The sequence below is a fragment of the Rhizobium sp. Leaf384 genome (assembly GCF_001424065.1).
Classification (GTDB): Bacteria; Pseudomonadota; Alphaproteobacteria; order Rhizobiales; family Rhizobiaceae; genus Ferranicluibacter.
Genome location: NZ_LMQE01000001.1, coordinates 1703455 through 1728741, shown reverse-complemented (window position 1 = coordinate 1728741; position 25287 = coordinate 1703455). Strand labels below are relative to the sequence as shown.

Below are 25287 nucleotides of genomic sequence, written 5' to 3'. Positions count from 1 at the left end.
AGGCAGATCGCAACGCCGAGGCCGGCCAGCCGGCGGGCAGAGGCGGAACGGAGACGGTCGAGGGGCGGAATGAAAGCCATGGTGATGCAGGATCCGGTGATGCCGATGCACCACTATCCCCGCTTTTGGTGAATGAAGACTTAAACACACGCAGCGCTGCGGATCGCGAGGCGCGACAGATGCCCGAAGGATTTACGTTCCGGTAACGCTTTTCTTTAAGCCACTCGAAATATGCGTTGTGTAAGTTGTTTGTAACCGGCCGGCAGAGACATGTCGGAGGGAGTGCTGAACACGAAACAAGTGATGTAGGAGAAATGACATGACCGCAATTTTCGCACGTTTCATGAAGGACGAGTCCGGCGCGACCGCCATCGAATACGGCCTGATCGCATCGCTGATCGCTGTTGCGATGATCCTCGGTGCCAGCGCACTGGGCAACCAGATCAACACGACCTTCACGAACCTCAAGGACAAGCTCGCAAAGCCGGTCTGAGACAGTTCAGCATACCTTGCCATTGTCCAAGGGCGATGGAGGAAACAAGTGGCTGCTCCAAGAGCGGCCACTTTTTTCGTTATGAAGCTTCGTGACGGTCGTTGATTCGCATTTCCTTAAGGCGCCTCCTCTAGGATCGCCCTGTTTCCGGAGATGATTTATGGTCCAGGCTGCGATTTTCGTCATTTTTCCTTTGTGCCTGGCCTTTGCGGCCTGCTCCGATTTTCTCTCCATGACCATTCCCAACCGTGTCTCGGCCATCCTGCTCGGCAGCTTCGTCGTCATTGCGCCCCTGGCCGGCCTGGAAATGACCCAGATCGGCCTGCACCTCGCTGCGGGCCTTGCCGTCTTTGCCGTCTGCTTTGCCCTCTTTGCCACGAACGTCATGGGCGGTGGCGACGCGAAGCTGCTGACAGCAAGCGCCGTCTGGTTCGGCTGGAACATGAGCCTTCTGACCTTTCTTGTGGCCGTTTCCTTCCTGGGCGGCGTGCTGGTGCTGGCGGTTCTTCTTCTGCGCAAGGAAGAGAACGTCATTCTGGCGTACCGAATTCCGATCCCGGAACAGCTCTTCCACGGTTCCAAAGTCCCCTATGGTGTCGCCATTGGCTGCGGCGCCTTGCTGACCTTTCCGGAATCGCCCCTGATGCAGCTTGCTCTGGTGCATATGCGGTGACTTCGACGATCGGCGCGCGCCCGATCTTAAGACTTCATTAAGTATAGTCGGTCGGTTTTCGTTAACCTTAATTACACCTTTACGCCGTAGCCTTTTCCGAGAGTTCAGGGGAAGGGTTCGGTGATCAGATGAAGCCGGCACGCGTTTTCATTTTGGCTGTTGCGGTCGTCTCGGCAGGCCTTGCCGGCCTGCTGGCGATGAGCATCACCGGGCCGACCGTGATCGAGGCGGCGCAGCCGGTCATCGAGCGGGAGCCGACCGTCAACGTCCTCGTCATGGCCAAGAGCCTGCCGGTCGGTTCGCGTCTCAGTGCGGACGCGATCCGATGGATGGCTTGGCCCAAGGCCGGCATCGTCGATGGCTTCATCACAGACGAGGCCCGCCCGGATGCGGTGACCCAGTTGCAAGGCTCCGTCGTGCGCCTGCCGCTTCTCAATGGCGAGCCGGTTCGCGCCGAGAAAATTGCCGATGCCTCCGGTCGCATTCTCTCTTCCATCCTGCCAGCCGGAAAGCGAGCTGTCGCCACCGAGATCACGGTGGCCACCGGCGCCGGCGGCTTCATCCTGCCGAACGACCGCGTCGATGTGATTATGGTGCGCAAGGGCGAGGGCAAGGCGTTCAACACGGAAACCGTGCTCAGCAACGTTCGCATCCTCGCCGTCGACCAGCAGATCGAGGAAAAGGATGACGGCTCCAAGACCGTCATCGGCACGACCGCAACCCTCGAGCTGACGCCCGACCAGTCGAAGGTCCTCGCGGTCGCCCAGCAGATGGCCGATCGCCTCTCTCTTGCTCTGCGCTCGGTTGCCGACGCGCAGGAGCCGGACACGATCGCTGCCGATTACCTGCTCTCCGGCGGCAGCCGTCCGGCCGTCCAGCTGATCAAATCCGGCTCCATCGTCTCCTCAGACGGCGAGACCAAGACGGGAGCAATGCAATAATGGCCAGCCGAGGAAAGACCCCCATGACGTTCGGGACGACGTTGCGCGCACCGCTTGCCGGCGCGCTTGCCATGGCGCTGGCCCTCACGGCTGCGCCGATGATGCCCGGCACCGCAGGTATCGCGCAGGCAGCAGACAGTGCGCTCCTGCGCATCGTCGACAGCGGGCCCGGCGCCAAGAAGACCATCAAGCTCGGCCTCAACAAGGCCATCGTCATCGACCTGCCGGCCGATGCGCATGACATCCTTGTTGCCGACCCGTCCCTTGCCGATGCGGTAACGCGCACGTCCCGCCGCATTTATCTTTTCGGTAAATCGGTCGGGCAGACCAACATCTTCATCTTCGGTGCCAATGGCGAGGAAATCGTCAGTCTCGATCTGGAAATCGAACGCGACGTTTCGACGCTCCAATCCAATCTGCGTCGCTACCTGCCGGACTCCGACATCAACGTCGAAATCGTGTCGGACAATATCGTGCTGACGGGCTCGGTCCGAACCCCGCTCGATTCGACGCGCGTCGTGGAACTGGCACAGGCCTTCCTCCAGGGCGGCGAGGCCACGACCCGCAATATTACCGCGCAGGGCACCAACGGCGATGCCGACATCTATGCGGAAGACCGCCAGAAGTCGAAGATCGTCAACCTCCTGACGATCGATGGCGAAGACCAGGTCATGTTGAAGGTCACGGTTGCCGAAGTCTCGCGCCAGATTCTCAAGCAGCTCGGCTTCTCCGGTGCTGTGCGTGGCAACAACGCCGAGATCTCGTTCCAGAATCCAGCCAACCTCGGTAACGCCCTCAATGCCAGCTCGTCCATTATCACAGGCAGCATTGCCGGCGGTGCTGTTGGGCTCGCCAGTTACATCAATGCGATGGAGCAGGCTGGCGTCATGCGGACGCTGGCGGAGCCGAGCCTGACGGCCATCTCCGGCAAGAGCGCCAAGTTCTTTGTCGGGGGCGACTACCGCATCCCGGCCGGTCAAGAAGTCACCACAGAGGAAGACAAGGTGACCGGGAAGGAGAAGCCTGTCCTGGAACGCAAGGTCGAAACGGTTGAATACGGCGTCGAGCTGAACTTCAAGCCGGTGGTCCTCGGTCCGGGACGGATCGCGCTCGACATCGAGACCAACGTGTCGGAGCCGACTTTCGAGGGCAGCGTCGCCAGTGGCGCCTATAGAAACATCGCGGGCCAGAACTACATGTCGATCCGCAAGCGCGAGGCATCGACCAGCGTCGAGCTCCCCTCCGGCGGCTCCATCGTCATCGGCGGTCTCGTGCAGGACAATATTCGCCAGGCGATCTCCGGCGTCCCCGGATTTGCCAAGATCCCGATCTTTGGCACGCTGTTCCGCTCGCGCGATTTCCAGCGCAACGAGACGGAACTGGTCATCATTGCCACGCCCTATCTCGTGCGTCCCGTCGCCCGCAACCAGATCTCCCGGCCCGACGACAATTTCAGTCCGTCTGCCGATCTTCCCGGCTTCTTCCTCGGCGAAGTCAATCGTCTCTACGGCAACCGAGGCGCTCAACCGGTCGGCCAGTATCACGGCAATGTCGGCTTCATTTACAAATAGGCGGGGACGGACATGACATCATCCATTGCACTCCCCAGTTTCGAAAGGCGCCCGGCCATGCCGTTCCCCGTCCGCATTGCCCGCATCGCTCTTCTCAGCCTCAGCATTGCAGCCAGTCTTGCGGCCTGCGCCAAACGTGACGATCTGTCGACGGGCGCCATCCCCGATGACTATCGCACGCGCCATCCGATCGTCGTCGGCGAAAGCGAGCGGTCGATCGACATTCCCATCGCCTCTAGCGATCGTCGTCTGCCGGTTGGCACGCGCGAGGTCATCAAGGGCTTTGCCCAGACATACCGTGGCTCGGCCAACGGCGTCGTCCAGATCATGCTGCCGAGCGGATCCGCAAACGGCGCGGCGGTCGAGGCCGTGCGCCGCGACATCCGCGCGCTCCTCGTCCAGATGGGCGTTCCGGCAAACCGGCTTCTCGAGACCCGCTACAACGCGGCAGCCAGCGGGGACGCAGCACCTGTGCGCCTGAGCTTCACGGCGATCACCGCCTCCACCGAACCGTGCGGCGCCTGGCCCGAGGATCTCGTCAAGGATACGACGCAGAACCGCAACTGGAGCAATTTCGGCTGTGCCAGCCAGGCGAACCTTGCCGCCCAGATCGCCAATCCGACGGACCTTCTCGGACCCCAGGCGCAATCGCCCATCGATGCGGCCCGGCGCGGTCAGGTCATTAACGATTATCGGGGTCTGACAACGACGCCGAATACCACGATCTCCATCACGACCAACTGACGCACCGAACGCGTCGCGGGGCACCACATGAGCGCCATTGATTATACGATCGAAAGCCTGAGCGGCAGCGCGGCGGCACCGGCCGACGTCGTTCTGCCGCAGGACATCGAGCATCTTCGTCCGCTGCCCCGCATTTCGATCCATGCCTTCTGCGAAACAGAGGCCGTGCAGCGCAGCCTCGAGCGGTGCGGGCAGGACCGGCGCATGGCCAAGGTCGGCTTCCGCATCAACAGCGGCAACATGGCGGCTGCGGCCAACATGTTCGCCACCATGCCGACGCCGAACCTGATCATTCTGGAAACCGCTTCTGAGCCCGGCGCTCTGATGCAGGAACTCGCGCCCCTCGCACAGGTCTGCGATCCCAGCACCAAGGTCATCCTGATCGGCCGCTTCAATGATATCGGCCTCTACCGGGAGCTGATCCGCAACGGCATCTCCGAATATCTGGTGGCGCCCGTCGCCATGGCGGATCTAATGGGCGCGATCTCCTCGATCTTCGTCGATCCCGAAGCGGAGCCTCTGGGCCGCAGCATCGCCTTCATCGGGGCAAAGGGCGGCGTCGGCTCCTCGACGCTCGCGCACAACTGCGCCTGGGGCATATCCCACCTCTTCGCAACCGAGACCGTCCTTGCCGATCTCGACCTGCCCTACGGCACCGCCAATATCAATTTCGATCAGGATCCGCCGCAGGGGGTGGCCGAGGCCGTCTTTTCGCCAGAACGCCTCGACGAGGTCTTCCTCGACCGGCTCCTCACGAAATGCTCGGAGCATCTCTCGCTGCTCGCCGCGCCGTCTATGCTCGATCGCGCCTATGATTTCGACGGAAACGCCTTCCAGGCTCTGGCCGAAATTCTGCAGCGAAACGCGCCGGTGTCGGTCCTCGACGTGCCCCATACCTGGAACGCCTGGACGCGCAACGTCGTTGGCGAGGCCGACGAACTCGTCATCACGGCCGTTCCCGATCTCGCTAATCTGCGCAACGCGAAGAACCTGTTCGATTCCATTCGCAAGCTGCGTCCGAACGACAAGGCGCCCCATCTGGTGCTCAACCAGGTCGGCATGCCGAAGCGGCCGGAAATTCCCGTCGCCGATTTCTGCGAATCCCTCGAAGTCGAGACGGCGGCGATCATTCCGTTCGACGCCGTGCTTTTCGGTTCGGCGGCCAACAGCGGACGCATGATCGCGGAAACCGACAAGAAGGCACCGACAGCGGAGATCTTCTCGCAGCTGGCGCATCTGCTGACGGGTCGGGTCACGGCCAAGAAACCGCGAAAGGCAGGCCTCGGCATGGTGCTCGGCCTTCTCGGGCGCAACTGAGCCGGGGGACAGCGACGATGAGACGGAACCAGGTGGACAGCCATGTTTGGTAAACGCGGAAACGACAGCGCCGGCCGGACACAGACCCCGCCGCCGGCCATGGCGTCGGCAGCCGCTGCCGTCATCGAGCGACCGGCAGCCCCGGTTTTGCAGGAGAGCGCCCGTGAGGCGGCCGCCCTCGTTCGCCAGCCGCCGCCGCCGGCACCCCGCAAGCGTACACCGCGCACGGACGACTACTATGACACCAAGGCGCAGGTCTTCTCTGCGCTGATCGACACGATCGACCTGTCGCAGCTGGCCAAGCTGGACGGGGAGAGCGCGCGCGAAGAGATTCGTGACATCGTCAACGACATCATCACGATCAAGAATTTCGCGATGTCGATTTCCGAGCAGGAGGAACTGCTCGAGGACATCTGCAACGACGTTCTCGGCTACGGGCCACTCGAGCCGCTGCTCGCCCGCGACGATATCGCCGACATCATGGTCAACGGTGCCGGGCAGACCTTCATTGAAGTCAACGGCAAGACCATCGAGAGCGACGTCCGTTTCCGCGACAATGCCCAACTGCTGTCGATCTGCCAGCGCATCGTCTCCCAGGTCGGCCGCCGCGTTGATGAAAGCTCGCCGATCTGCGACGCTCGCCTTCCGGACGGCTCGCGTGTCAACGTCATCGCCCCGCCGCTCGCCATCGACGGCGCAGCGCTCACCATTCGAAAGTTCAAGAAGGACAAACTGAAGCTCGACCAGCTCGTCCGATTCGGCGCGATCACGCCGGAGGGTGCCGTTCTTCTGCAGATCATCGGACGTGTGCGATGCAACGTCGTCATTTCCGGCGGAACGGGCTCCGGCAAGACGACGCTCCTCAATTGCCTCACCGGCTATATCGATGCGGACGAGCGCGTCATCACCTGCGAAGATACCGCCGAACTTCAGCTGCAGCAGCCGCATGTGGTGCGCCTGGAAACGCGACCGCCCAATATCGAGGGCGAGGGCGAAATCACCATGCGGGACCTTATCAAGAACTGTCTCCGCATGCGGCCTGAACGCATCATCGTTGGCGAAGTCCGCGGAGCCGAGGTGTTCGACCTGCTCCAGGCCATGAACACCGGCCATGACGGCTCCATGGGGACGATCCACGCGAACACGCCGCGCGAATGCCTCGCCCGCATGGAATCGATGATCGCCATGGGGGGCTATACCTTGCCCGCCCGGACCGTGCGCGAGATCATTGCCGGCTCGATTGACGTCATCATCCAGGCGGCGCGCCTGCGCGATGGTTCACGTCGGATCACCCACATCACCGAAGTGGTCGGGATGGAAGGCGACGTCATCATCACGCAGGACCTCATGCGCTACGAGATCGAGGGCGAGGACGCCGTCGGCAAGATCGTCGGCCGCCACAAGGGTTCGGGCATCGGCCGTCCGCATTTCTGGGATCGTGCCCGCTACTTCAACGAGGACAAGCGGCTCGCCGCCACGCTCGACACTTTGAACAAGGAGTAGCGCGATGTTCGGTCTGGACCCGCTGATCATTGCTATTGCCGCTCTCGTGGCCGTATCCACCGCAGGCCTTGCCTACGGGTTCCTGTTCTCGCGCATTCAGGATGAAAAGAAGGCGGACGTCCGCTTTCGCAAGATCAAGGCGGCGGAAACGGACCGGGTCAACATCAAGGCCGCCCGCGATCGCATGAACGAGCTGTCCAAGCGTCGAAAGTCGGTGCAGGACTCGCTGAAGGATCTCCAGAAGAAGCAGAAGGAAAAATCAGCGCGCGCCAAGCCGCCGATCAAGGTGCGGCTGACCCAGGCGGGGCTGCCCATCTCGCTGACAAAGTTTTACGTTTTCAGCGGCATCTTCGGCTTTGCCGCATTCCTGACCGCGCTTGTCGTCGGCGGGTCCTTGCTGATAGCCGCCGGTGTCGCAATCTTTGCGTCGCTGGGCCTGCCGCGCTGGATCCTCGGCTATCTCGTGAAGCGGCGCTGCAACAAGTTCATCGAGGAGTTTCCGAATTCGCTCGAGGTCATGGTGCGGTCGATCAAGTCCGGCCTGCCGCTCAGCGACGCCATCCGCCTGATCTCCAACGATGGACAGGAGCCGGTCAAGACGGAGTTCCGCCGTGTCATCGATGCGCAGGGTGTCGGCATGACCGTTCCTGAAGCCTGCGCGCGCATGATCCAGACGGTGCCGCTGCAGGAGGTCAATTTCTTTTCGGTGGTCATCACCATTCAATCGCAGGCAGGGGGCAATCTGTCGGAGGCGCTGACCAACCTTGCCAGAGTGCTGCGCGAACGCCGCAAGATGAAGGCGAAGGTCCAGGCGCTTTCGATGGAAGCCAAGGCTTCTGCCTGGATCATCGGCGCGCTCCCCTTCATTGTCGCGACGCTCGTTTACCTCAGTTCGCCCGCCTACATCATGGTGCTGTTCACCGACCCGCGCGGGCATCTGATCATGGGCATTTCCGCCATCTGGATGGGCATCGGCATCTTCGTCATGCGGCAGATGATCAACTTCGATATGTAGGGAATTCGCGTCATGTTGGGCCTCCTCACGCCGGCGACCATCGTCGCGGTCCTTGTCTCCATCGCCGTCATGGCGACGATCTACACGCTCGCCGCGCCCTTCCTCGAAGGCGACAATCTCCAGAAGCGGATGAAATCCGTCGCCTCGGAGCGGGAGCAGATCCGTGCCCGCGAGCGTGCGCGGCTGAACAACGAGATCACCACCGGACGCGCCTCCCTTCGAGCCAAGAACAACACGTCGGTCCTGCAGGTCGTCGAACGTCTGAATCTTCGCAAGGCGCTGGTGGACGACAAGACCGTCAACCGGCTGAAAATGGCTGGCTACAGGTCGCAGAACGCGCTCAACATCTTCCTGTTCGCCCGCTTCGTCCTGCCCTTCGTTCTTCTCGGCGTTGCGGCGGTCTATGTCTTCGGTCTCGGCGCCTTTGCTGATAGGCCGCAGGCCATGCGTCTCCTCGGCGTTATCGTCGCCGCCTATATCGGCTTCTACCTGCCCAACATCTTCATCGGCAATGCGGTCGGCAAGCGGCAGTCCTCCATTCGCCGCGCCTGGCCGGATGCGCTCGATCTGCTGCTGATCTGCGTGGAGTCCGGTATTTCCATGGAACTCGGCATGCGCCGCGTGGCAGACGAGATTGCCGGGCAGTCGCCGGCGCTTGCCGAAGAGATGGTGCTGACCACGGCCGAACTCTCCTTCCTGCCCGATCGCCGGGTTGCGCTCGAAAACCTTGGTCTTCGAACCGGCATCGATGACGTGAAGGCGGTGACGCAGGCCCTGATCCAGGCGGACCGCTATGGCACGCCGATCGCGCAGGCGCTCCGCGTTCTCGCCCAGGAAAGCCGCGACCAGCGCATGAACCAGGCCGAAAAGAAGGCCGCAGCCTTGCCGCCGAAGCTGACGGTGCCGATGATCCTGTTCTTCCTGCCGGTTCTGATTGCCGTTATCCTCGGCCCGGCCGGCATTCAGGTCGCCGATCGTATGTGAGCCCGAACGAAAGGCACCGCATCCGATAAAGGATGCAGGCGCCGTTTGCTAAGAAAACGAAAGATCAGTTCGTTCCGGTTTCAGTCGCCTTTGCCGGCTTTCCGTCTTTGGCAAGCTTCTGCCATGCGTTCTGCTGCGACAGAATCGACCGGAGATAGGCGACGTTCGCCTCGGCCTGCTGGGAGGACAGTTCCTGGCGGGCGATGGCTTCCGCTTCCGGGAAGCGGCCTTGCAGGCCGATGGCCAGTGCCAGGTTCTGGCGAACGCCGCTGTCGGCACCCGGCTGTTCCGCCGCCTTGCGCAGATAGGTTTCCGCCGTCTTCAGGTCTTTCGACAAGAGATAGGACATGCCGAGATTGGAAAGCACGGACGGTTCGTTCGGCTGGATGTCCAGGGCCTCACGGTAACGCTGCCGCGCTTCCGGCGAGCGTCCGAGCTGGTCGAGGATCGCCCCTTCGGCCGATTTCAGCTTCCAGTCCGGACGGTCGGGCGTCTGCGCGCGGCCGACGGTGAGCAGCGCCTGTTCAAGCTGGCCGGCTGCGGCCTGCGACTTGCCATAGGCGGCCAGCACCTCGCGATCGGCCGGATACTGGATCGCCACCTGCTGCATGACGGCGAGCGCCTGGTCGTTGCGGCCAGTCTGGCGCAGCACGTTGGCATAGTTGAGACCGGTCGTCCGGTCCTTCGGGTTCTTCTCATAGGCCTTGCCGAGGCTTTGAGCCGCGGCATCGAGTTGCCCTGCATTCATGGAAGCGCTGTTGACCGACGCCAGGCCATTCGAGGCTCTGTTGGATATCGACCCCGTGGTCAATTCCTTGCGCGGAGCCGCGCAGCCCGATAGCAGGCCTGCAATCAGGACGGCGGAGAGGGACAGGTGGACGGTCGCGCGGCAGGCGTGCCGCGAACGAGGCTGGTCAAGTGATGCCGCCATGGCAAAGCTCCCGGAAAAATGGGGAAAGCACCGGCACGCATCAACTTTCACGGCGCAATCGTATCCTCATCAATAATCTGTTAACCCTAATAGAGTGTTAATTTCCGCTTCGGTCTTGCGCGCAGTCCCAGTCCGTCCGGCGGGTCGGACGAGGCCGGGCGCGGCTGCCGTCAATGGATTTCAGGAGAACCCATGCCTCCCTTTTGTCTCGAACATCGACCGTCGCCTTTCACGTCCGGTGAGGGCGCCGCTCCGAACGCAGCCCTTCCGGTTTATGCGCTGACGCCGGACGACCTCGAGAGTGCCGCGCTCGATCCGTTCGTCCGCAACTGGGCGCGTCAGGCAGGCTTCAAAGCCGAAAGCGGGGCGCTGCTCCTCATTCCGGCACATCCGGACGGGCAGGGCGGGGGGGATGGCCTCGGCGGTGCCCTCTTCGGTCTCGGCAGCACACCGTTCGATGCGCCCTTCGCTACGGGCAAGCTCGCCCGCACATTGCCACCCGGAGATTGGCGGATTGTCTCCGATAGCCTGTCGGCCGAACAGGCTGCCCTCGGCTTTGCGCTCGGCGCCTATAGCTTTGACCGCTACAAGGCGGGGAAGGCCGAGCGGCCACGGCTCCAGCTGCCGGAGAGCGTCGATCGGCCGGCCTTGGACCGCACGGTGGCCGGCATCTCGCTGGTCCGCGATCTCATCAATACGCCGACCAACGATCTCGGACCGGACGCCCTGGAAGAAGCGTTCCAGGCGCTCGGCAGGGATTACGGCGCGACCGTCACAACCATCCTTGGCGATGATCTGCTGGTGCAGAACTTCCCCCTGATCCACGCGGTCGGCCGCGCCGCCCACCAGGCGCCGCGCCTTCTGGACCTGCGCTGGGGCTCCGGATCAAAAAAGATCACGCTCGTGGGAAAAGGGGTCTGCTTTGATACCGGCGGGCTGGACATCAAGCCTGCTGCTTCCATGCTTCTGATGAAGAAGGACATGGGCGGGGCTGCAAACGTCATGGGCCTGGCGCTGATGATCATGGATGCCGGGCTCGACGTCTCGTTGCGCGTCCTGGTCCCCGCGGTCGAGAATTCCATAGCCGGCAATGCTTTCCGCCCGAGCGATATCTATCGGTCGCGCAAGGGCCTGACGGTGCAGATCGACAATACCGACGCCGAGGGTCGGCTCGTCCTGGCGGATGCGCTCGCTTACGCCGGCGAGAGCGAGACCGACCTTCTCATCGACATGGCTACGCTGACGGGGGCTGCCCGGGTCGCGCTCGGCCCCGACCTGCCGCCCTTCTTTACCGACGACGAGACACTCGCTACTGATCTGTCGCAGGCAAGCCTTGCCACTCACGACCCCCTGTGGCGGCTGCCGCTTTACAAGGGGTACGAGAAGGACGTGACGTCCCGCATCGCCGACCTCACAAATGCGCCGTCGGGCGGCATGGCCGGGGCAATCACCGCGGCCCTGTTTCTCAAGCGCTTCGTGGCCCAAACGCGCGGCTGGGTCCATCTCGATGTCTATGGCTGGAACCCGAGCGAGCGTCCGCACGCGCTTGTCGGCGGCGAGGCACAAGGCATCCGGGCTCTTTATGCCCTGATCGCACGCGATCTCTCGTAAGCCTTGAACACAACGAGAAAGGCGCCGAATTGCTTCGACGCCTTGAATGCTTCCAGAACGGGCCGTCTATTCGTTGATCAGGCGCTTCAGGAGTTCGATCTCATGGCTGAGCTTCGTGTCGCCGGAGATCAGGTCCTCGATCTTGCGCACGGCATGCAGCACCGTCGTATGATCGCGTCCACCGAACCGGCGGCCGATTTCGGGAAACGAGCGAGGCGTCAGGGTCTTTGCCAGATACATGGCGATCTGGCGCGGCTTGACGATGACGCGCGTGCGACGATTGGACACGAGCTCCTGGCGGGAGACGTTGTAATGCTTGGCGACAACGCGCTGGATATCCTCGATCCGCACGCGGCGCGGCTCGCCGGCATTGACGAGATGTCCGAGAAGCTCGTCGACGCGCTCGATCGAGAGCTGGGGTTCGAACGACATGCGGAACAGGAGCTGGTTGAAGGCGCCCTCCAGTTCGCGGCCGCTGGCGGTGATGCTGCGGGCGACGTGGCTCAAGATATCGGCGGGAATGTCGAGGGAGGGATCCTCCTCGCGCGCCACATCCAGCCGACGCTTCAGGATCTCCAGCCGCATCTCGTAGTCGGGACCGTCCATCTCGATGGCGACGCCACCCTGAAGGCGCGAACGGACGCGCGGGTCGAGCGATTCCAGCTCCCACGGCGCCCGGTCAGCCGCCACGACGACCTGCTTGGCGCTGTCGAGCAACATGTTCAGGAGATGGCAGAACTCGTGCTGGATCGACTTTCCCTGCAGGAACTGCATGTCGTCGATGACGAGCAGGTCGATGTTGCGCAAGGTTTCCTTCAGCGACAGCGCATCATTGTCGCGGATGGCGGTGGCGAAGCGCCACATGAAATACTCGGCCGTGAGATAGACGACGCGCGAGGCGCGCGGGCTCTGGATTGCGGCAATGGCGATCGCCTGGAGGAGGTGCGTCTTGCCGAGGCCGACGGAGGAGTGAATGAAGAGCGGATTGAACCGCACTGCTCCGGCGCCCGCTTCCGCGATCGTCTTGGCGGCAGCCAGTGCGACGCGGTTGGATGAGCCTTCGACGAAGCTTGCAAAGCTGTAGCGCGGGTCGAGCGGGGAGCCAAAGAGCGGCGTGGCGACGGGGAGCTTCGCCGCAGCCGGCAGGGCAGCTGTCGCCTGCTGTCCGATGCTCTGGACACCGGTCTTGCGCGCCGACGTGGCGGTTGGCGCAGCAGGAACGGTCTCGCCGGCGACCATGTCGGCTTCATTCGGAGCACGGGCGCCACGCATCGCGCTGCGCACCACGATCTCGACCTTCAGGATCTCGGAATCTTCCTGCTGGAACAGGGTCGTGATCTGGTCGAGATACCGGTTGTTGATCCAGGACTTCAGGAACGTGGTGGGCACGGAAAGACGCACGACGCTCTTCGACATCGAGTGCAGCTTGAGCCGGCCAAACCAGCTCGCAAAGACGTCAGGGCCGACCTGCGCCTTGAGGAGAGCGCTGACCCGGTCGAAAAGTGCGCTCTGGGTCATGATGGCCTGCTCTCCCGTCGTCTGTTCGTTCTGCGCGCTCTTGATCGGCCGAGCATGTTCGCCAGCAGCGAATGTGCGCCCCGAGGTCACCGAATTTAAAAGCATGTGCCGCCTTCCAATGTCTGTCCCGATACCGGCTTTGATGGCCGGCAGTCTCGTGTCGGATGTGCCGCCTTGCGGCGGCATTACCATGGCTGTTCAAACGGACGGGTCCCTCGTGTGCCCGCGCGTTTCCGATCCCTCGGCAAACCCCTCAGACCGTGGCCGAAATCGGCCTCTGTCATCCGGGTCCCCGCTTGCCGTGGGACCGATCGAGCCTGCCGGAGTGACGTTCGTGCCACCCAGGCCTTGCTCTTCTCTTTCCTGTTGCAATCATGCTCGAACCGAAACGGTTCAAGACATCTTGCAGCAGATCTTTCCTCCGGCGCATCTGCCGGGCTTGCTCTCCCACAACGGCTCTCGCAGTCGATCGACGGCCTTTCATTGCCGGCGACGTTCAATAGAGCCTTCAACCTTAAGACGCGGTTTCTCGCTCCTTGACGACGAAAGCCATCAAGGTGAGACGTTCCTTCAGTTGATGGAAAATTGTGATGTCCACCTCGGTCCAGGAAATATGGAGGCTGCGCAGCCCTTTTCAGGGCCCGTTGCCGACATCGAAAACTCGCTGTCCCACATCTCTTGCTGAAAGCATTTAGGCAGGATCATGACCCAAGATCAATCGCCATTTTTACGGCCGGCAGGGCCTTGGCCGTTGACTCTCAACCGGCGTTTTGCAACTGCCCCAGGCCGCCATTTGAGAATCGCAGTCGAATCAAAGGCTTTGTTTTTGGGCGTTTCAAAGGTGCCCGGAAAAGCAAGAAAAATAAAAAATCGCTTGACTCGGATTCACTTCGACGGCCCCTCCTCGTGGAAGGGCAACGTGTCATAAACTTCAGCAAGCCGTTGTTAATATGGAGATTATTTGGTCACATCCATGACATGATCTCGTCATGGGCAATGATCGACCGGAAAAGCCGGCGTACGAATCGAAAGGGCCCGGTCGATGACCGGGCCACTCTCTTATAAGGCGGAAATGATAAGGCTTATGCCGACAATGCGTTGACGCGGCTGGCCAGGCGCGAAACCTTGCGCGATGCCGTGTTGGCATGCACGACGCCCTTGCTGGCAGCGCGCATCAGCTCGGGCTGTGCAACGCGCAGGGCTTCCTGTGCAACGGCCTGATCGCCGGATGCGATGGCTTCTTCGACCTTGCGGAGGAAGTTGCGAACGCGCGAACGGCGCGACTTGTTGATCTCGGTGCGACGAGCGATCTTGCGGGTCGCTTTTTTCGCCGAAGTTGTATTGGCCATGGGTTTCTCTCTTCAGATTCTGACAAGCACCTCCGCCTCGCCGTGTCGGGTCACTGCGACCTGTCATCCAAGCTCTTCGGAGGCAATAGCGAGAAACCTGCAACGTGGCTTCCCAAACTGTGGGCGCCGTATAGACGCAAACGCCCATTTCGTCAACGCGCTATTTCAGGCGCCATCTACAGCGCGTAGGCAGGGTTGCCGCCATTCCGGGCCTACACCTGGCACGAAGCGCAGTAAAATGTCGAGCGCCCCGCCTGGGGGATCCGGGCGATGATGCCACCACAGCCAGGCCGCGCGCAGGGTTTGCCCTCCCGGTCGTAGACGGCGAAGCTATGCTGGAAATAGCCAAGCGATCCGTCCGCCTGGATATGATCGCGGAGCGACGAGCCTCCGGCCGCGATCGCGTCGGCGATGACGGCGCGAATTGCTTCCGTCAGCACGATCAGCGGTGTCCGCGGGCGCCCGCGCGCATCGACCAGCTTTCCCGACGGCTTGACCGGCGAGAGCCGCGCCCGCCACAGTGCCTCGCAGACGTAGATGTTGCCCAGTCCGGCGATGATCCTCTGGTCGAGCAGGGTCGACTTCAGCGGCTGCGCCTTGCCGGCAAACCGGCTGGCGAGATAGGCGGCATCGAGCCGGTTGCCGGTCGGCTCCTCCCCGAGCTGCCGAAAGAAGGCGTGCGCCGCCAATGTTTCGCGCGGCCCGATGTCCATGAAGCCGAACCGGCGCGGATCGTTGTAGATGACCTGCACGGTTCCGCGGTCCGAGAGAAGATGGAAAACGACATGATCGTGCCGCTCGTCCTTGCCGCGGGGATGATGAAAGTCGCCCGGCGTGTCGGCATCGGCAGAGGCCGCCTCGATCACCCGGAACGAGCCGGACATTCCCAGATGCGCAATGACGACATCGTCGTTGTCGAGCTCGATCAGCAGATATTTCGCCCGGCGTGACAGAGCGAGAATCCGGCGATTTTCGAGGCGGCGGGCGAAGTCCGGCGGAAAGGGAAACCGCAGGTCGGGGCGCCGCACCTCGGCACGGGTGATCAGTGCGCCCTCCATAACGGGCGCAAGGCCCCGGCGGACCGTTTCGACCTCGGGCAGTTCGGGCATAGCCAGTCCTTCTTGCAGCGCATTTCGGGCCGACAGCCGCGTCGCGGCGCTTCCTTTCCCTGGAGATAGCGTTGCCGGTGCGAAATCGCTATGGTCCGACGCGTCGAATGGTCCGTATTCCCGATCTGGTCGGATGGACGTAAACGTCCTATGTGCCGTTGACTGTCCGAGACTGTGGGTCGGATGAACCTGTCACTGGACGGGCAGGATGGCGGGATCAGCCGTATGACGGCTCACGTCTGCGGGCACAGGATGAATGGGGTTCCGATCCCGATACGGGCGATCAGGCCGGAAACGAACGGTCTGGAATGGAAAGGTGTAGAGTATGACGGACGAACGGGTTTCCGCCGAAGGCGGCATGGAAACGTCTTATGGTTTTCGCCGCGTCAACGAGGGCGAGAAGCAAGGTCTTGTCAACGACGTCTTCCATAAGGTCGCCAAGCGCTACGACATCATGAACGACGTGATGTCGATGGGCCTTCATCGGGCCTGGAAGGATGCGATGGTCGCCGCGCTCCACCCGCGCCGCAGCGCCGACTACAGGGTCCTCGACGTTGCCGGCGGCACGGGCGACATTGCATTTCGCATCGTCGAGGCCTCCGCCCGGCAGGCGCAGGCGACGGTACTCGACATCAATGGTTCGATGCTCGGCGTCGGTGCCGAGCGCGCCCGCAAGAAAGGTCTGACCGATAATCTCGAATTCGTCGAGGCCAATGCGGAAAGCCTGCCATTCGAAGGCGGTCGCTTCGACGCCTACACGATCGCCTTCGGCATTCGCAACGTGCCGCGCATCGATGTCGCACTGTCGGAGGCCTATCGCGTGCTGAAGCGCGGCGGACGTCTGCTGGTGCTCGAATTTTCCGATGTCGAGATGCCGCTTCTCGACAAGGTCTATGATGCCTGGTCGTTCAACGCCATTCCGCGCTTTGGCAAGATGATCACCGGCGAGGCCGAGCCCTACCAGTATCTCGTCGAGTCCATCCGGAAGTTCCCGGACCAGAAGGATTTCGCCCGCATGATCGAGAAGGCCGGCTTTTCGCGCGTCACCTACACCAATTACACCGGCGGCATCGCGGCACTGCATTCCGGATGGAAGATCTGAGCGCATGATCAGCCTCCTGTTCCCGCCGTGTCTCCAGGGGAGCCTTCGGTACCGATGAGCACGCCTGCCACCTATCTCCGCATCGCCAGGATCGGCTGGGTTCTCGTCCGCGAAGGCGTCGTCACGGCGATACCGCCGGAGAACCTGCCGCCCTTTGCCCGCTTTGCCCAGAAGGTTGCGGGCCTTCTCGAGCGACGCCGTGCCCAGTTCGAGGAGCGAAGCGACCGCCTCTCGCGGGCGATCGGCCGACTCGGCCCTTCCTATGTGAAGATCGGTCAGTTCCTCGCCACCCGTCCGGACGTGGTCGGTGCCGAATTTGCCGCCGATCTCGCCTTCCTGCAGGATCGGATGGCGACCTTCCCGGTTACCGAAGCCTATGCCGCCGTGGAAGGTTCGCTCGGCCGTCCGGTTGCGGAGCTCTATAGCCGCATCGACGATCCCATTGCGGCCGCCTCCATCGCCCAGGTCCATCCGGGCTGGGTGATGCGGGACGGGCGGGAGGAGAAGGTCGCGATCAAGGTGATCCGGCCGGGCATCCGCCAGCGCTTCGCCCACGATCTCGAGGCCATGTATCTTGTTGCCCGCCTGCAGGAGCGATTTCTGCCGCACACGCGGCGTTTGCGCCCGGTGGAGGTGACGAAGACGCTGGAGCAGACGACCAAGGTCGAGATGGATCTCCGGCTCGAAGCCGCAGCTCTATCGGAAATTGCCGAGAACACGGAGAATGACGAAGGTTTCCGTGTCCCGCGCGTCGATTGGGAACGCACGGGTCGCGATGTCGTCACCATGGAATGGATCGACGGCACCCGCATGGCCGATGTGGAGGCGCTGCGTGCTGCCGGTCACGACCTCAACCGGCTGGCGGAAACGCTGATCCAGTCCTTCCTGCGGCACACCCTGCGGGATGGCTTCTTCCATGCCGACATGCACCAGGGCAACCTGCTGGTCGACCGGAAGGGCATGATCGTTGCCGTCGATTTCGGCATCGTTGGGCGCCTTGGCAAGAAGGAACGGCGGTTTCTTGCCGAAATCCTGTTCGGCTTCATCACCCGCGATTATCGCCGTGTGGCCGATGTGCATTTCGAAGCCGGCTACGTACCCTCCCATCACGACGTCGCAAGCTTTGCCCAGGCCATTCGCGCCATCGGCGAGCCGATCCACGGCCAGCCGGCCGAGACGATTTCCATGGCCAAGCTGCTTACCCTGCTGTTCGAGGTCACCGAGCTTTTCGACATGGAAACGCGTCCTGAGCTGGTCATGCTGCAAAAGACGATGGTGGTGGTCGAGGGCGTTTCCCGCTCCCTCAATCCGCGCTTCAACATGTGGAAGGCCTCCGAACCTGTGGTCGGCGCCTGGATTCGCGACAATCTCGGGCCCAAGCGGGTGGTTACCGACCTCAAGGACGGTCTGCACGCAGCGCTGAGGCTGGCGGAGGCTGCCCCGGAAATCGTCGCAAAGACGGAACGCTTCTCGCGTGATCTGACCGAAATGGCCGAACACGGGCTGAAATTTGACGCAGAGACGGCCGAGGCCATCGGTCGCGCCGAAGCCCGCCACACACGCTCTGGCCGCGTCGCTCTCTGGGTAATTGCACTTCTGCTCGCCATCATCGTCATCAAGGTGCTCTGACGAACGCTCCGCCTCCGTGTTTGCCCTCGTGCGGCGAGACGTCCGCACGTAGAAACCGCGCACATGACAGAGATGTAATCTGGTGCGACTTCAATTTACCGCAGTCCGGACGTAATTGGGGGTTGAAGAAACCCTTTCGAAGGACCGGCCTGAATGGCGGATGCCTATCCCAAGATCGTCGAGCCCCAGCCTGAGTCCCAGACTGGACCTCAGACTGGACCTCAGACTGGGCTGCAGCCTGAGCACGCGTCTGAGTCTCAGCCTGAGCTTCGATCCCCGCTCGACCATCCGCCTCAGGCGGCACCTTTGCAAAAGGCAAAGCCGCGGCGCCGCAGGGGGCGTGCGATGCTGCTTGCGAGCCTCGTTGCGGTCCTTGGCTTTGGCAGCTGGTACGGATGGAAGACCTATGGTGCGGCAGGCACCACCCAAGCCGTGGTCAGCGAAGAGGTCACCCGCAGCGATATCGAAAACAGCGTCACGGCCTCCGGGCTTCTCAGCCCCATCCGCGACGTGGATGTCGGCGCCCAGGTATCGGGTCAGTTGAAGAGCCTCAAGGTCGATGTCGGCGATATGGTCACGCAGGGCCAGTTGATCGCGGAAATCGACAGCGCCTCCATCCAGACACAGATCGAGATCGCGGAGGCCGAGCTTGCCAATCTCGATGCGCAGATGATCGACAAGAAGGCACAGGTCGTGCTCGCCGGCGCCAATCTTACCCGACAGCGTAGCCTTGTCGCCGGAAACAGTGCGGCACAGTCAGCGCTCGACGAAGCGGTGGCGGCACTTGCCACCGCCGAAGCCAACGTGGCCGCGCTGGATGCGCAGATCCGCAAGCAGCAGGCGACACTGAAGGACGCCCGGATCAGTCTCGGCTACACCAAGATCTACGCGCCGCTCGCCGGCACCATCGTCGATGTCGTCGCCAAGGAAGGTCAGACGCTGAACGCCAACCAGTCGGCCCCCACCATCGTGACGGTGGCGGATCTCGACACGATGACCGTCGAGGCCGAGGTCTCCGAAGCCGATATCGGCAAGCTCTCGATCGGCATGGAAGCCTATTTCACGCTGCTCGGCCAGCCCGGCAAGCACTATGCCGGCACGTTGCGGCAGATCAGGCCGACGCCGTCGACCGAAAACAACGTCGTGCTCTATTATGCGCTTTTCGACGTGCCCAATCCTGACCGCCGCTTGATGATGAACATGACGGCGCAGGTCTTCTTCGTCCAGTCGCGCGCAACCGATGTTCTGACCATTCCCGCGGCAGCGCTCCGCATGCGGGACGGCGGCAAGCGTGCCGAGGTCGCGGTCGTCACCGGCGATGGCCGGCAGGAGGTGCGTACCGTTCAGCCCGGCATCCGCAATCGTGTCCGGGTCGAGATCGTGAGCGGCCTGTCGGAAGGCGAAAAGGTCGTCGTCGGCTCCGGCACGGAGGGCGGTGCCACCAATGCCCAGCGCGCGGCAACCCGGACACGCGGCGGACCGCCGCCGATGTTCTGAGGCGCCGACGCATGACGCCTCTGATTTCGCTCAAGAACATCCGCAAGACCTTCATGACCGGCGACGTACCGGTGGACGCCTTGCGCGGCGTCTCGCTCGACATCCAGCCGGGCGAGTTCGTCGCGATCGTCGGCCAGTCCGGGTCGGGCAAGTCGACCCTGATGAACATTCTCGGCTGTCTCGACCAGCCGACCGGCGGTGCCTACCATCTGGATGGCGAGGACGTTGCGGGTTTCGATGCCGACCAGCTGGCCGAGCGCCGCCGCCAGATGTTCGGCTTTGTGTTCCAGAGCTACAACCTGGTCGCCACCTCCACCGCCCGCGAGAATGTTGAGATTCCCGCCATCTATGCCGGCGTGTCGGCAAAGCGCCGGGAAGCGCGCTCCCGCGAGCTGCTCGAGGCGCTCCGGCTTGGCGATCGCATGGATCACCTGCCGAACCAGCTTTCGGGTGGCCAGCAGCAGCGCGTCTCGATTGCCCGCGCCCTCATGAATGGCGGCCAGATCATCCTGGCGGACGAGCCGACCGGCGCCCTCGACAGCCAGAGCGGCAAGGATGTCATGGCGACTCTGCGGCGCATGAACGAAGACGGTCACACCGTCATCATCATCACCCACGCGCCGGATCTTGCGGAATCGGCCGATCGCGTCATCGAGATCCGCGACGGGCTCATCGTGGCCGATCGGCTGCCGCGCCGTATCAGCCGGCCAGTTCGTCCGGCACCACGCGTCTTTGCGACGCAGGCCGGCAAGGCCGCCCTGTTTTCGGATGTGGCGGAAGCCGTGCGCATGTCGTTCCGGGCGCTGCGGGCCAACTTCTTCCGCACGGTGCTGACGCTTCTCGGTATCGTCATCGGCGTGAGCTCCGTCGTCGCCATGCTCGCGATCGGCACCGGCGCGCAGAACCAGGTGCTGAGCCGCATCGCCGCCATGGGGTCGGATCTTCTCGTCATCCGGCCGAACATGGCCAATTTCCGGGGCGGCGAGGGCGGGAGCGTTGTTTCGCTCGTGCCCGCCGATGCGGATGCAATCCTGGAATTGCCCAACATCTCCTTTGCCGTGCCGGAGATGTCGAGTTCGCTGACCGTGCGCGCCGGCAATCTGGATACCCAGACAACGGTCAACGGCACGGTGCCGCAGTTTCCCGAGGCGAAGACCTGGTCGCTGGCCGAGGGCGCCTTCATCGCACCGGCCGACATGCGCAGCTATGCGACCGTCGCCGTTCTGGGCAAGACTGTTGCCGATACGCTGTTTCCGGATGGCGCCGACCCGCTCGGCCAATATATCCTCATTAAGAACATTCCCTTCCAGGTCATCGGCGTCATGGCGCCAAAGGGGGCGACCGCCGGTGGAAACGATCAGGACGATACGGTCCTCGTGCCGCTGTCGACGGGCAATCTCCGTCTCTTCGGCGCGCGCAACGTCCGTTCCATCACCGTGCAGGTGAAGGATGACAGCGCCATCAACATCACGCAGGACCAGATCCAGGCTTTGCTCGACGAGCGCCACCAGCGTCAGGATACCCAGATCGCCAATCTCGCCGCCATCCGTGAGGCCTTCACCGAGACCTCCAACATCCTCAAGGTCTTTCTCGGCTCCATCGCCGCGATCTCGCTTCTGGTCGGCGGCATCGGGGTCATGAACATCATGCTAGTCAGCGTCACCGAACGGACGCGGGAGATCGGCATTCGCATGGCGACCGGCGCGCGAGGCCGCGACATCCTTACGCAGTTCATCGTCGAGGCGCTCGTGGTCTCGGCACTCGGCGGCATTATCGGCGTTGGTCTAGGCCTGTCGATCGGTCTGATCGCCCAGTCATTTGGCGTGCCCGTCACCTTCTCCGCCGGGCCGGTTCTGCTGGCCTTTGCCAGCGCCTTCGTTACCGGTCTTGTTTTTGGCTACCTCCCGGCGCATAACGCGTCGCGCCTTCAGCCGGCTGTTGCCCTGTCGGCGCCCTGAGGCGAGAATTTCTAAAAAAGTTTGGCGCGCGATGGAACTGAACCGCATCCTGAAACCTTCTCCCTGTCTGACCTCTTTTTGTTGATCTCCGGAACACCTTTATGCCTGATCGGTCGCGCCGAGCCTTTCTCCGCGAAAGTACTGCCGACGCCCATGCGGCGCTCGACGACATGATCGGCGCTTTCGACAGCCTGTCGTCCTACAAGACCTATCTGCGAGGAATGAGCGCTTTCCGCATTCCCGTGGAAACGATGCTGGCCGGGCGCGCATGGCCTGACGATCTCGATCTCTGGTCGCAGCAGACCTTCGGCGCGCTGATCCGCACCGATCTTTCCGACCTCGAAATCTCTGCCGATGCGACCGTACCCGTGCCGCCGATGGGTGCCGCGCGGGAGGACATGCTCGGCATGCTCTATGTTCTCGAAGGTTCGGCACTCGGAGCCCGGCTTCTCTATCGCCGCGCCCAGGCGCTGGGATTACGGGCCGATTTCGGCGCCCGGCATCTGGCGGCCCAGGCAGAAAAGAGCGACCGGTGGCCGCGCTTCCTGCATCTCCTCGAATCCATCGACGCTATCGAGATCGATCGTGTCGCAAGCGCGTCCAGAGCCACATTCATGGTCGCGGAAACAGCGTTCCGAAGGGCTTCCCATGCCGCTGAATGACCCTGCGAACGTCAAGACCGCATCCGCGACAAGCCGCATGATGAAGCCGGGCGAGACCATCGATCTCACAAACTGCGATCGCGAGCCGATCCATATTCCGGGCAGCATCCAGCCGCATGGTTGCCTGCTTGCCTGCGATGCTCGCGCCGGCATGGTGCTGCGCCATTCCGCCAACGCCCCGGAGTTTCTGGGACTGGATGGCGAGATCAATGGCCAACCGCTGGAAGCCCTCATCGGATATGAGGCGACGCACACGCTGCGCAATGCCGTGGCGGCGCTGCGCGACGGCAGCCGCCCGGCGCTGCTGTCGGGCCTTGAGATCGCGAATGTCAGCTACGACGTTGCCATTCATCTCAACAAGGCGATCGTCATCATCGAGTTCGAGCCGGCCACCGAGGGGCAGCCGCTGCAGCTGGCGCGCACGCTGATCGGCCGCATCACCGATATCAACGACGTCGACCAGCTTCTGAAACAGTCGGCACGCCTCATCCGCGGCATGCTCGGCTACGACCGCGTGATGATCTATGCCTTCGAGCAGGACGGTGCCGGCAAGGTCATGGCGGAAGCCAAGCGCGGCGATCTCGAGAGTTTTCTCGGGCAATATTTTCCGGCAAGCGACATTCCGCAGCAGGCGCGCGCGCTTTACCTTCAGAACACCATCCGCATTATCGGCGATGCCAGCGGCACCCGCATCCCCCTGATGCCCGATATCGACGTCTCGGGGGAGCCGCTCGACATGTCGCTCGCCCATCTGCGCAGTGTTTCGCCGATCCACTGCGAATATCTGCGCAACATGGGCGTTGCCGCGTCCATGTCGATCTCGATCATCGTCGATGGCAAGCTCTGGGGCCTCATCGCGTGCCATCACTACCAGCCGCGGATCCTGCCCATGGCGCAGCGGGTGGCCGCGGAAATGTTCGGCGAGTTCTTTTCGCTGCATCTGCATGCGCTGAAACAGCGGCAAAAGCTCGACACCGCCAACCGTGCCCGGTCCTCTCTCGATCGCTTCCTGCGCATGGCGTCGCACCACGCCGACATGGGCGAACTCCTGCGCGATCATCTCCCGCACTTCACCTCGCTGATGGCCTGCGACGGCATCGGGCTCTGGATGAACGGGACTTGGACCTCCTTCGGATCGACGCCGCCTGCAAGTGCCGTGCCATCGATCCTCAGGCTCATGGGGTCTGTGGTCGCGGGACAGGTCTGGGCGACGCATGCCATGGCGCAGCGCCTTCCGGAAGCGGAAGCCTTCCGCGAACAGGCAGCAGGCGTGCTGGCTGTGCCGCTGACCCAGTTGCATCGCGACTATCTCTTCTTCTTCCGCAAGGAGTTCGTCCAGACGCTGAACTGGGGCGGCGATCCCAACAAGTCGTATGAAAGCGGCCCTTTCGGCGAGCGCCTGACGCCACGCAAGAGCTTTGCGATCTGGAAGGAAACGGTGCAGCTCCAGGCCCAGCCCTGGACCGAGGCCGACCGCGAGATCGCCGAGGTCACCCGTGCAGCGCTCGTCGAAATCGGCCTTCGGCATAGCGAGCTGATGGCCGAGGAGCGCAGCCGCGCCGATGTGCGCCAGCGCATGCTGAACGAGGAACTCAACCACCGGGTCAAGAACATCCTGGCGCTGATCAAGTCTCTCGTCAGCCAGCCGGTCGGCGACGGACGCAGCCTGAGCGAATATGTGAGCTCTCTCAAGGGGCGCATCCAGGCGCTGTCGTTTGCCCATGATCAGGTCGTGCGGGGCGATGGCGGCGGCTTGCTGTCGGATCTGCTCGATGCCGAACTCGGCCCCTATCGCAACACGGCCAATGTCCTGAACCTGTCCGGTCCGCCGGTCCTGCTCAATGCACGAGCCTTCTCGGTCATGGCGCTGGTTCTGCACGAACTCTCGACCAATGCCGCCAAATACGGCGCCTTGTCGCGACCCGGCGGTGCCCTGTCGGTCAGCTGGCGCCTGACGCAGGCCGGCGATTGCGAAATAGCCTGGCGCGAAAGCGGTGGCCCGGCCGTGCTGCCGCCCACGCGCACCGGCTTTGGCAGCGCACTGATCGACCGCAGCGTCCCCTATGACCTTGACGGACGCAGCACCGTCGTCTTCGCGCCGGTTGGTGTCGAGGCGGATTTCGTGCTGCCGGCCAAGCACGTCACCCTGTCGGAGCGTGACGAGACCTTAAGCCTCGCGGCCGGAGCGGACACAACAACCGCAGGGGCCGATCTCGATCCCGACATCCGCGTGCTCCTGGTGGAAGACCAGATGCTGATCGCCATGGATGTCGAGGGCATGCTGGCCGATCAGGGAATCCAGACGGTCCTGACCGCAGCGTCCGCGGACGAGGCCCTGGCCAAGCTCGCGACGTTCAAGCCGGATGTGGCGATCCTCGACGTCAATCTGGGCACAGGCACCTCGATCGAAGTGGCGACGGAACTGACGCGCCGGGATATCCCCTTCCTGTTTGCTACCGGCTACGGCAACATCTCGCCTATTCCGAGCGGCTTTGCCGGCGTGCCGGTTGTGCGCAAGCCCTATGAGCGCGACGCGCTGGTGCGAACGATGAGCACGCTGCTCGACCCCTGAGATCAGGGCTCCGGTACGCGCGATCAGCAGAGATCAGTGGCCCGAAATCGATTTCGATTTCGGGCATCATGCAGTAGGGTCGCGCATCGATCATGCCGTCTCGGTGGT

20 protein-coding genes are annotated in these 25287 nt (G+C 62.8%); 16 read left to right on the top strand and 4 right to left on the bottom strand.

The annotated features are described in order from the left end of the window. Positions 1-319 precede the first annotated feature (319 nt). The 9 genes from ASG25_RS07940 (at position 320) to ASG25_RS07900 (ending at position 9241) form a co-directional block, all read left to right on the top strand. Complete coding sequence (locus tag ASG25_RS07940) at positions 320-493, top strand: Flp family type IVb pilin (protein ID WP_062471574.1); 174 nt, start codon at positions 320-322, stop codon at positions 491-493. A gap of 160 nt (positions 494-653) precedes the next feature. Further along, positions 654-1166 carry a prepilin peptidase gene (locus tag ASG25_RS07935; protein WP_062471571.1) on the top strand — a complete coding sequence of 171 codons (513 nt, stop codon included), beginning with the start codon at positions 654-656 and terminating at the stop codon, positions 1164-1166. A gap of 128 nt (positions 1167-1294) precedes the next feature. Continuing rightward, positions 1295-2107, top strand: a complete 813-nt coding sequence (gene cpaB, locus ASG25_RS07930; protein ID WP_062471568.1) for a Flp pilus assembly protein CpaB — start codon at positions 1295-1297, stop codon at positions 2105-2107. 71 nt (positions 2108-2178) lie between these two features. After that, positions 2179-3678, top strand: coding sequence for a type II and III secretion system protein family protein (locus ASG25_RS07925; RefSeq protein WP_244479346.1), 1500 nt, complete (start codon positions 2179-2181; stop codon positions 3676-3678). A 57-nt stretch (positions 3679-3735) separates the two neighbouring features. Next, positions 3736-4422 carry a CpaD family pilus assembly protein gene (locus ASG25_RS07920; RefSeq protein WP_062471562.1) on the top strand — a complete coding sequence of 229 codons (687 nt, stop codon included), beginning with the start codon at positions 3736-3738 and terminating at the stop codon, positions 4420-4422. A gap of 27 nt (positions 4423-4449) precedes the next feature. Beyond that, positions 4450-5739 (top strand): CpaE family protein, encoded by a 1290-nt coding sequence (locus ASG25_RS07915; RefSeq protein ID WP_062471559.1) that lies wholly within the window; start codon positions 4450-4452, stop codon positions 5737-5739. Between the two features lie 42 nt (positions 5740-5781). Next, positions 5782-7242 (top strand): CpaF family protein, encoded by a 1461-nt coding sequence (locus tag ASG25_RS07910; protein ID WP_062471556.1) that lies wholly within the window; start codon positions 5782-5784, stop codon positions 7240-7242. Positions 7243-7246: 4 nt separating this feature from the next. After that, on the top strand, positions 7247-8257 hold the full coding sequence (locus tag ASG25_RS07905; protein WP_062471553.1) for a type II secretion system F family protein: 1011 nt from the start codon (positions 7247-7249) through the stop codon (positions 8255-8257). 12 nt (positions 8258-8269) lie between these two features. Continuing rightward, positions 8270-9241 (top strand): type II secretion system F family protein, encoded by a 972-nt coding sequence (locus ASG25_RS07900; RefSeq protein ID WP_062471550.1) that lies wholly within the window; start codon positions 8270-8272, stop codon positions 9239-9241. Between the two features lie 64 nt (positions 9242-9305). Here the strand turns inward: ASG25_RS07900 and ASG25_RS07895 are convergent, their stop codons facing one another. After that, entirely contained in the window at positions 9306-10172 is an 867-nt protein-coding gene (locus ASG25_RS07895) for a tetratricopeptide repeat protein (RefSeq protein WP_062471547.1), read from the bottom strand. A gap of 192 nt (positions 10173-10364) precedes the next feature. On the opposite strand from ASG25_RS07895, the gene ASG25_RS07890 reads away from it, so the two are divergent. Continuing rightward, on the top strand, positions 10365-11783 hold the full coding sequence (locus tag ASG25_RS07890) for a leucyl aminopeptidase family protein (RefSeq protein WP_062471544.1): 1419 nt from the start codon (positions 10365-10367) through the stop codon (positions 11781-11783). A 66-nt stretch (positions 11784-11849) separates the two neighbouring features. Here ASG25_RS07890 and dnaA read toward each other — a convergent pair whose 3' ends face one another. The 3 genes from dnaA to mutM form a co-directional block, all read right to left on the bottom strand. Further along, positions 11850-13301, bottom strand: a complete 1452-nt coding sequence (gene dnaA, locus ASG25_RS07885; protein ID WP_062472428.1) for a chromosomal replication initiator protein DnaA — start codon at positions 13299-13301, stop codon at positions 11850-11852. A 1082-nt stretch (positions 13302-14383) separates the two neighbouring features. Next, positions 14384-14650: a 30S ribosomal protein S20 gene (gene rpsT / locus ASG25_RS07880; protein WP_062471541.1), complete on the bottom strand. Its 267-nt coding sequence runs from the start codon at positions 14648-14650 to the stop codon at positions 14384-14386. A gap of 212 nt (positions 14651-14862) precedes the next feature. Next, positions 14863-15759: a bifunctional DNA-formamidopyrimidine glycosylase/DNA-(apurinic or apyrimidinic site) lyase gene (gene mutM / locus ASG25_RS07875; protein ID WP_062471538.1), complete on the bottom strand. Its 897-nt coding sequence runs from the start codon at positions 15757-15759 to the stop codon at positions 14863-14865. Between the two features lie 325 nt (positions 15760-16084). Between mutM and ubiE the strand changes: the two genes are divergently transcribed. From ubiE to ASG25_RS07845, 6 genes are all read left to right on the top strand, one after another. Beyond that, positions 16085-16861, top strand: a complete 777-nt coding sequence (gene ubiE / locus ASG25_RS07870; RefSeq protein WP_062471535.1) for a bifunctional demethylmenaquinone methyltransferase/2-methoxy-6-polyprenyl-1,4-benzoquinol methylase UbiE — start codon at positions 16085-16087, stop codon at positions 16859-16861. A 54-nt stretch (positions 16862-16915) separates the two neighbouring features. Continuing rightward, complete coding sequence (ubiB, locus tag ASG25_RS07865; protein ID WP_062471532.1) at positions 16916-18490, top strand: 2-polyprenylphenol 6-hydroxylase; 1575 nt, start codon at positions 16916-16918, stop codon at positions 18488-18490. Positions 18491-18796: 306 nt separating this feature from the next. Further along, entirely contained in the window at positions 18797-19987 is a 1191-nt protein-coding gene (locus tag ASG25_RS07860; protein ID WP_244479332.1) for an efflux RND transporter periplasmic adaptor subunit, read from the top strand. A gap of 11 nt (positions 19988-19998) precedes the next feature. Continuing rightward, the gene (locus ASG25_RS07855) at positions 19999-21945 is read left to right on the top strand and encodes a MacB family efflux pump subunit (protein WP_062471529.1); all 1947 of its coding nucleotides are present in this window, start codon (positions 19999-20001) and stop codon (positions 21943-21945) included. Positions 21946-22046: 101 nt separating this feature from the next. Next, a complete protein-coding gene (locus ASG25_RS07850) occupies positions 22047-22607 on the top strand; it encodes a biliverdin-producing heme oxygenase (RefSeq protein WP_062471526.1) in 561 nt (186 codons plus the stop codon). Between the two features lie 40 nt (positions 22608-22647). Further along, complete coding sequence (locus ASG25_RS07845) at positions 22648-25179, top strand: HWE histidine kinase domain-containing protein (RefSeq protein ID WP_062472425.1); 2532 nt, start codon at positions 22648-22650, stop codon at positions 25177-25179. The last annotated feature ends 108 nt before the right edge of the window (positions 25180-25287 follow it).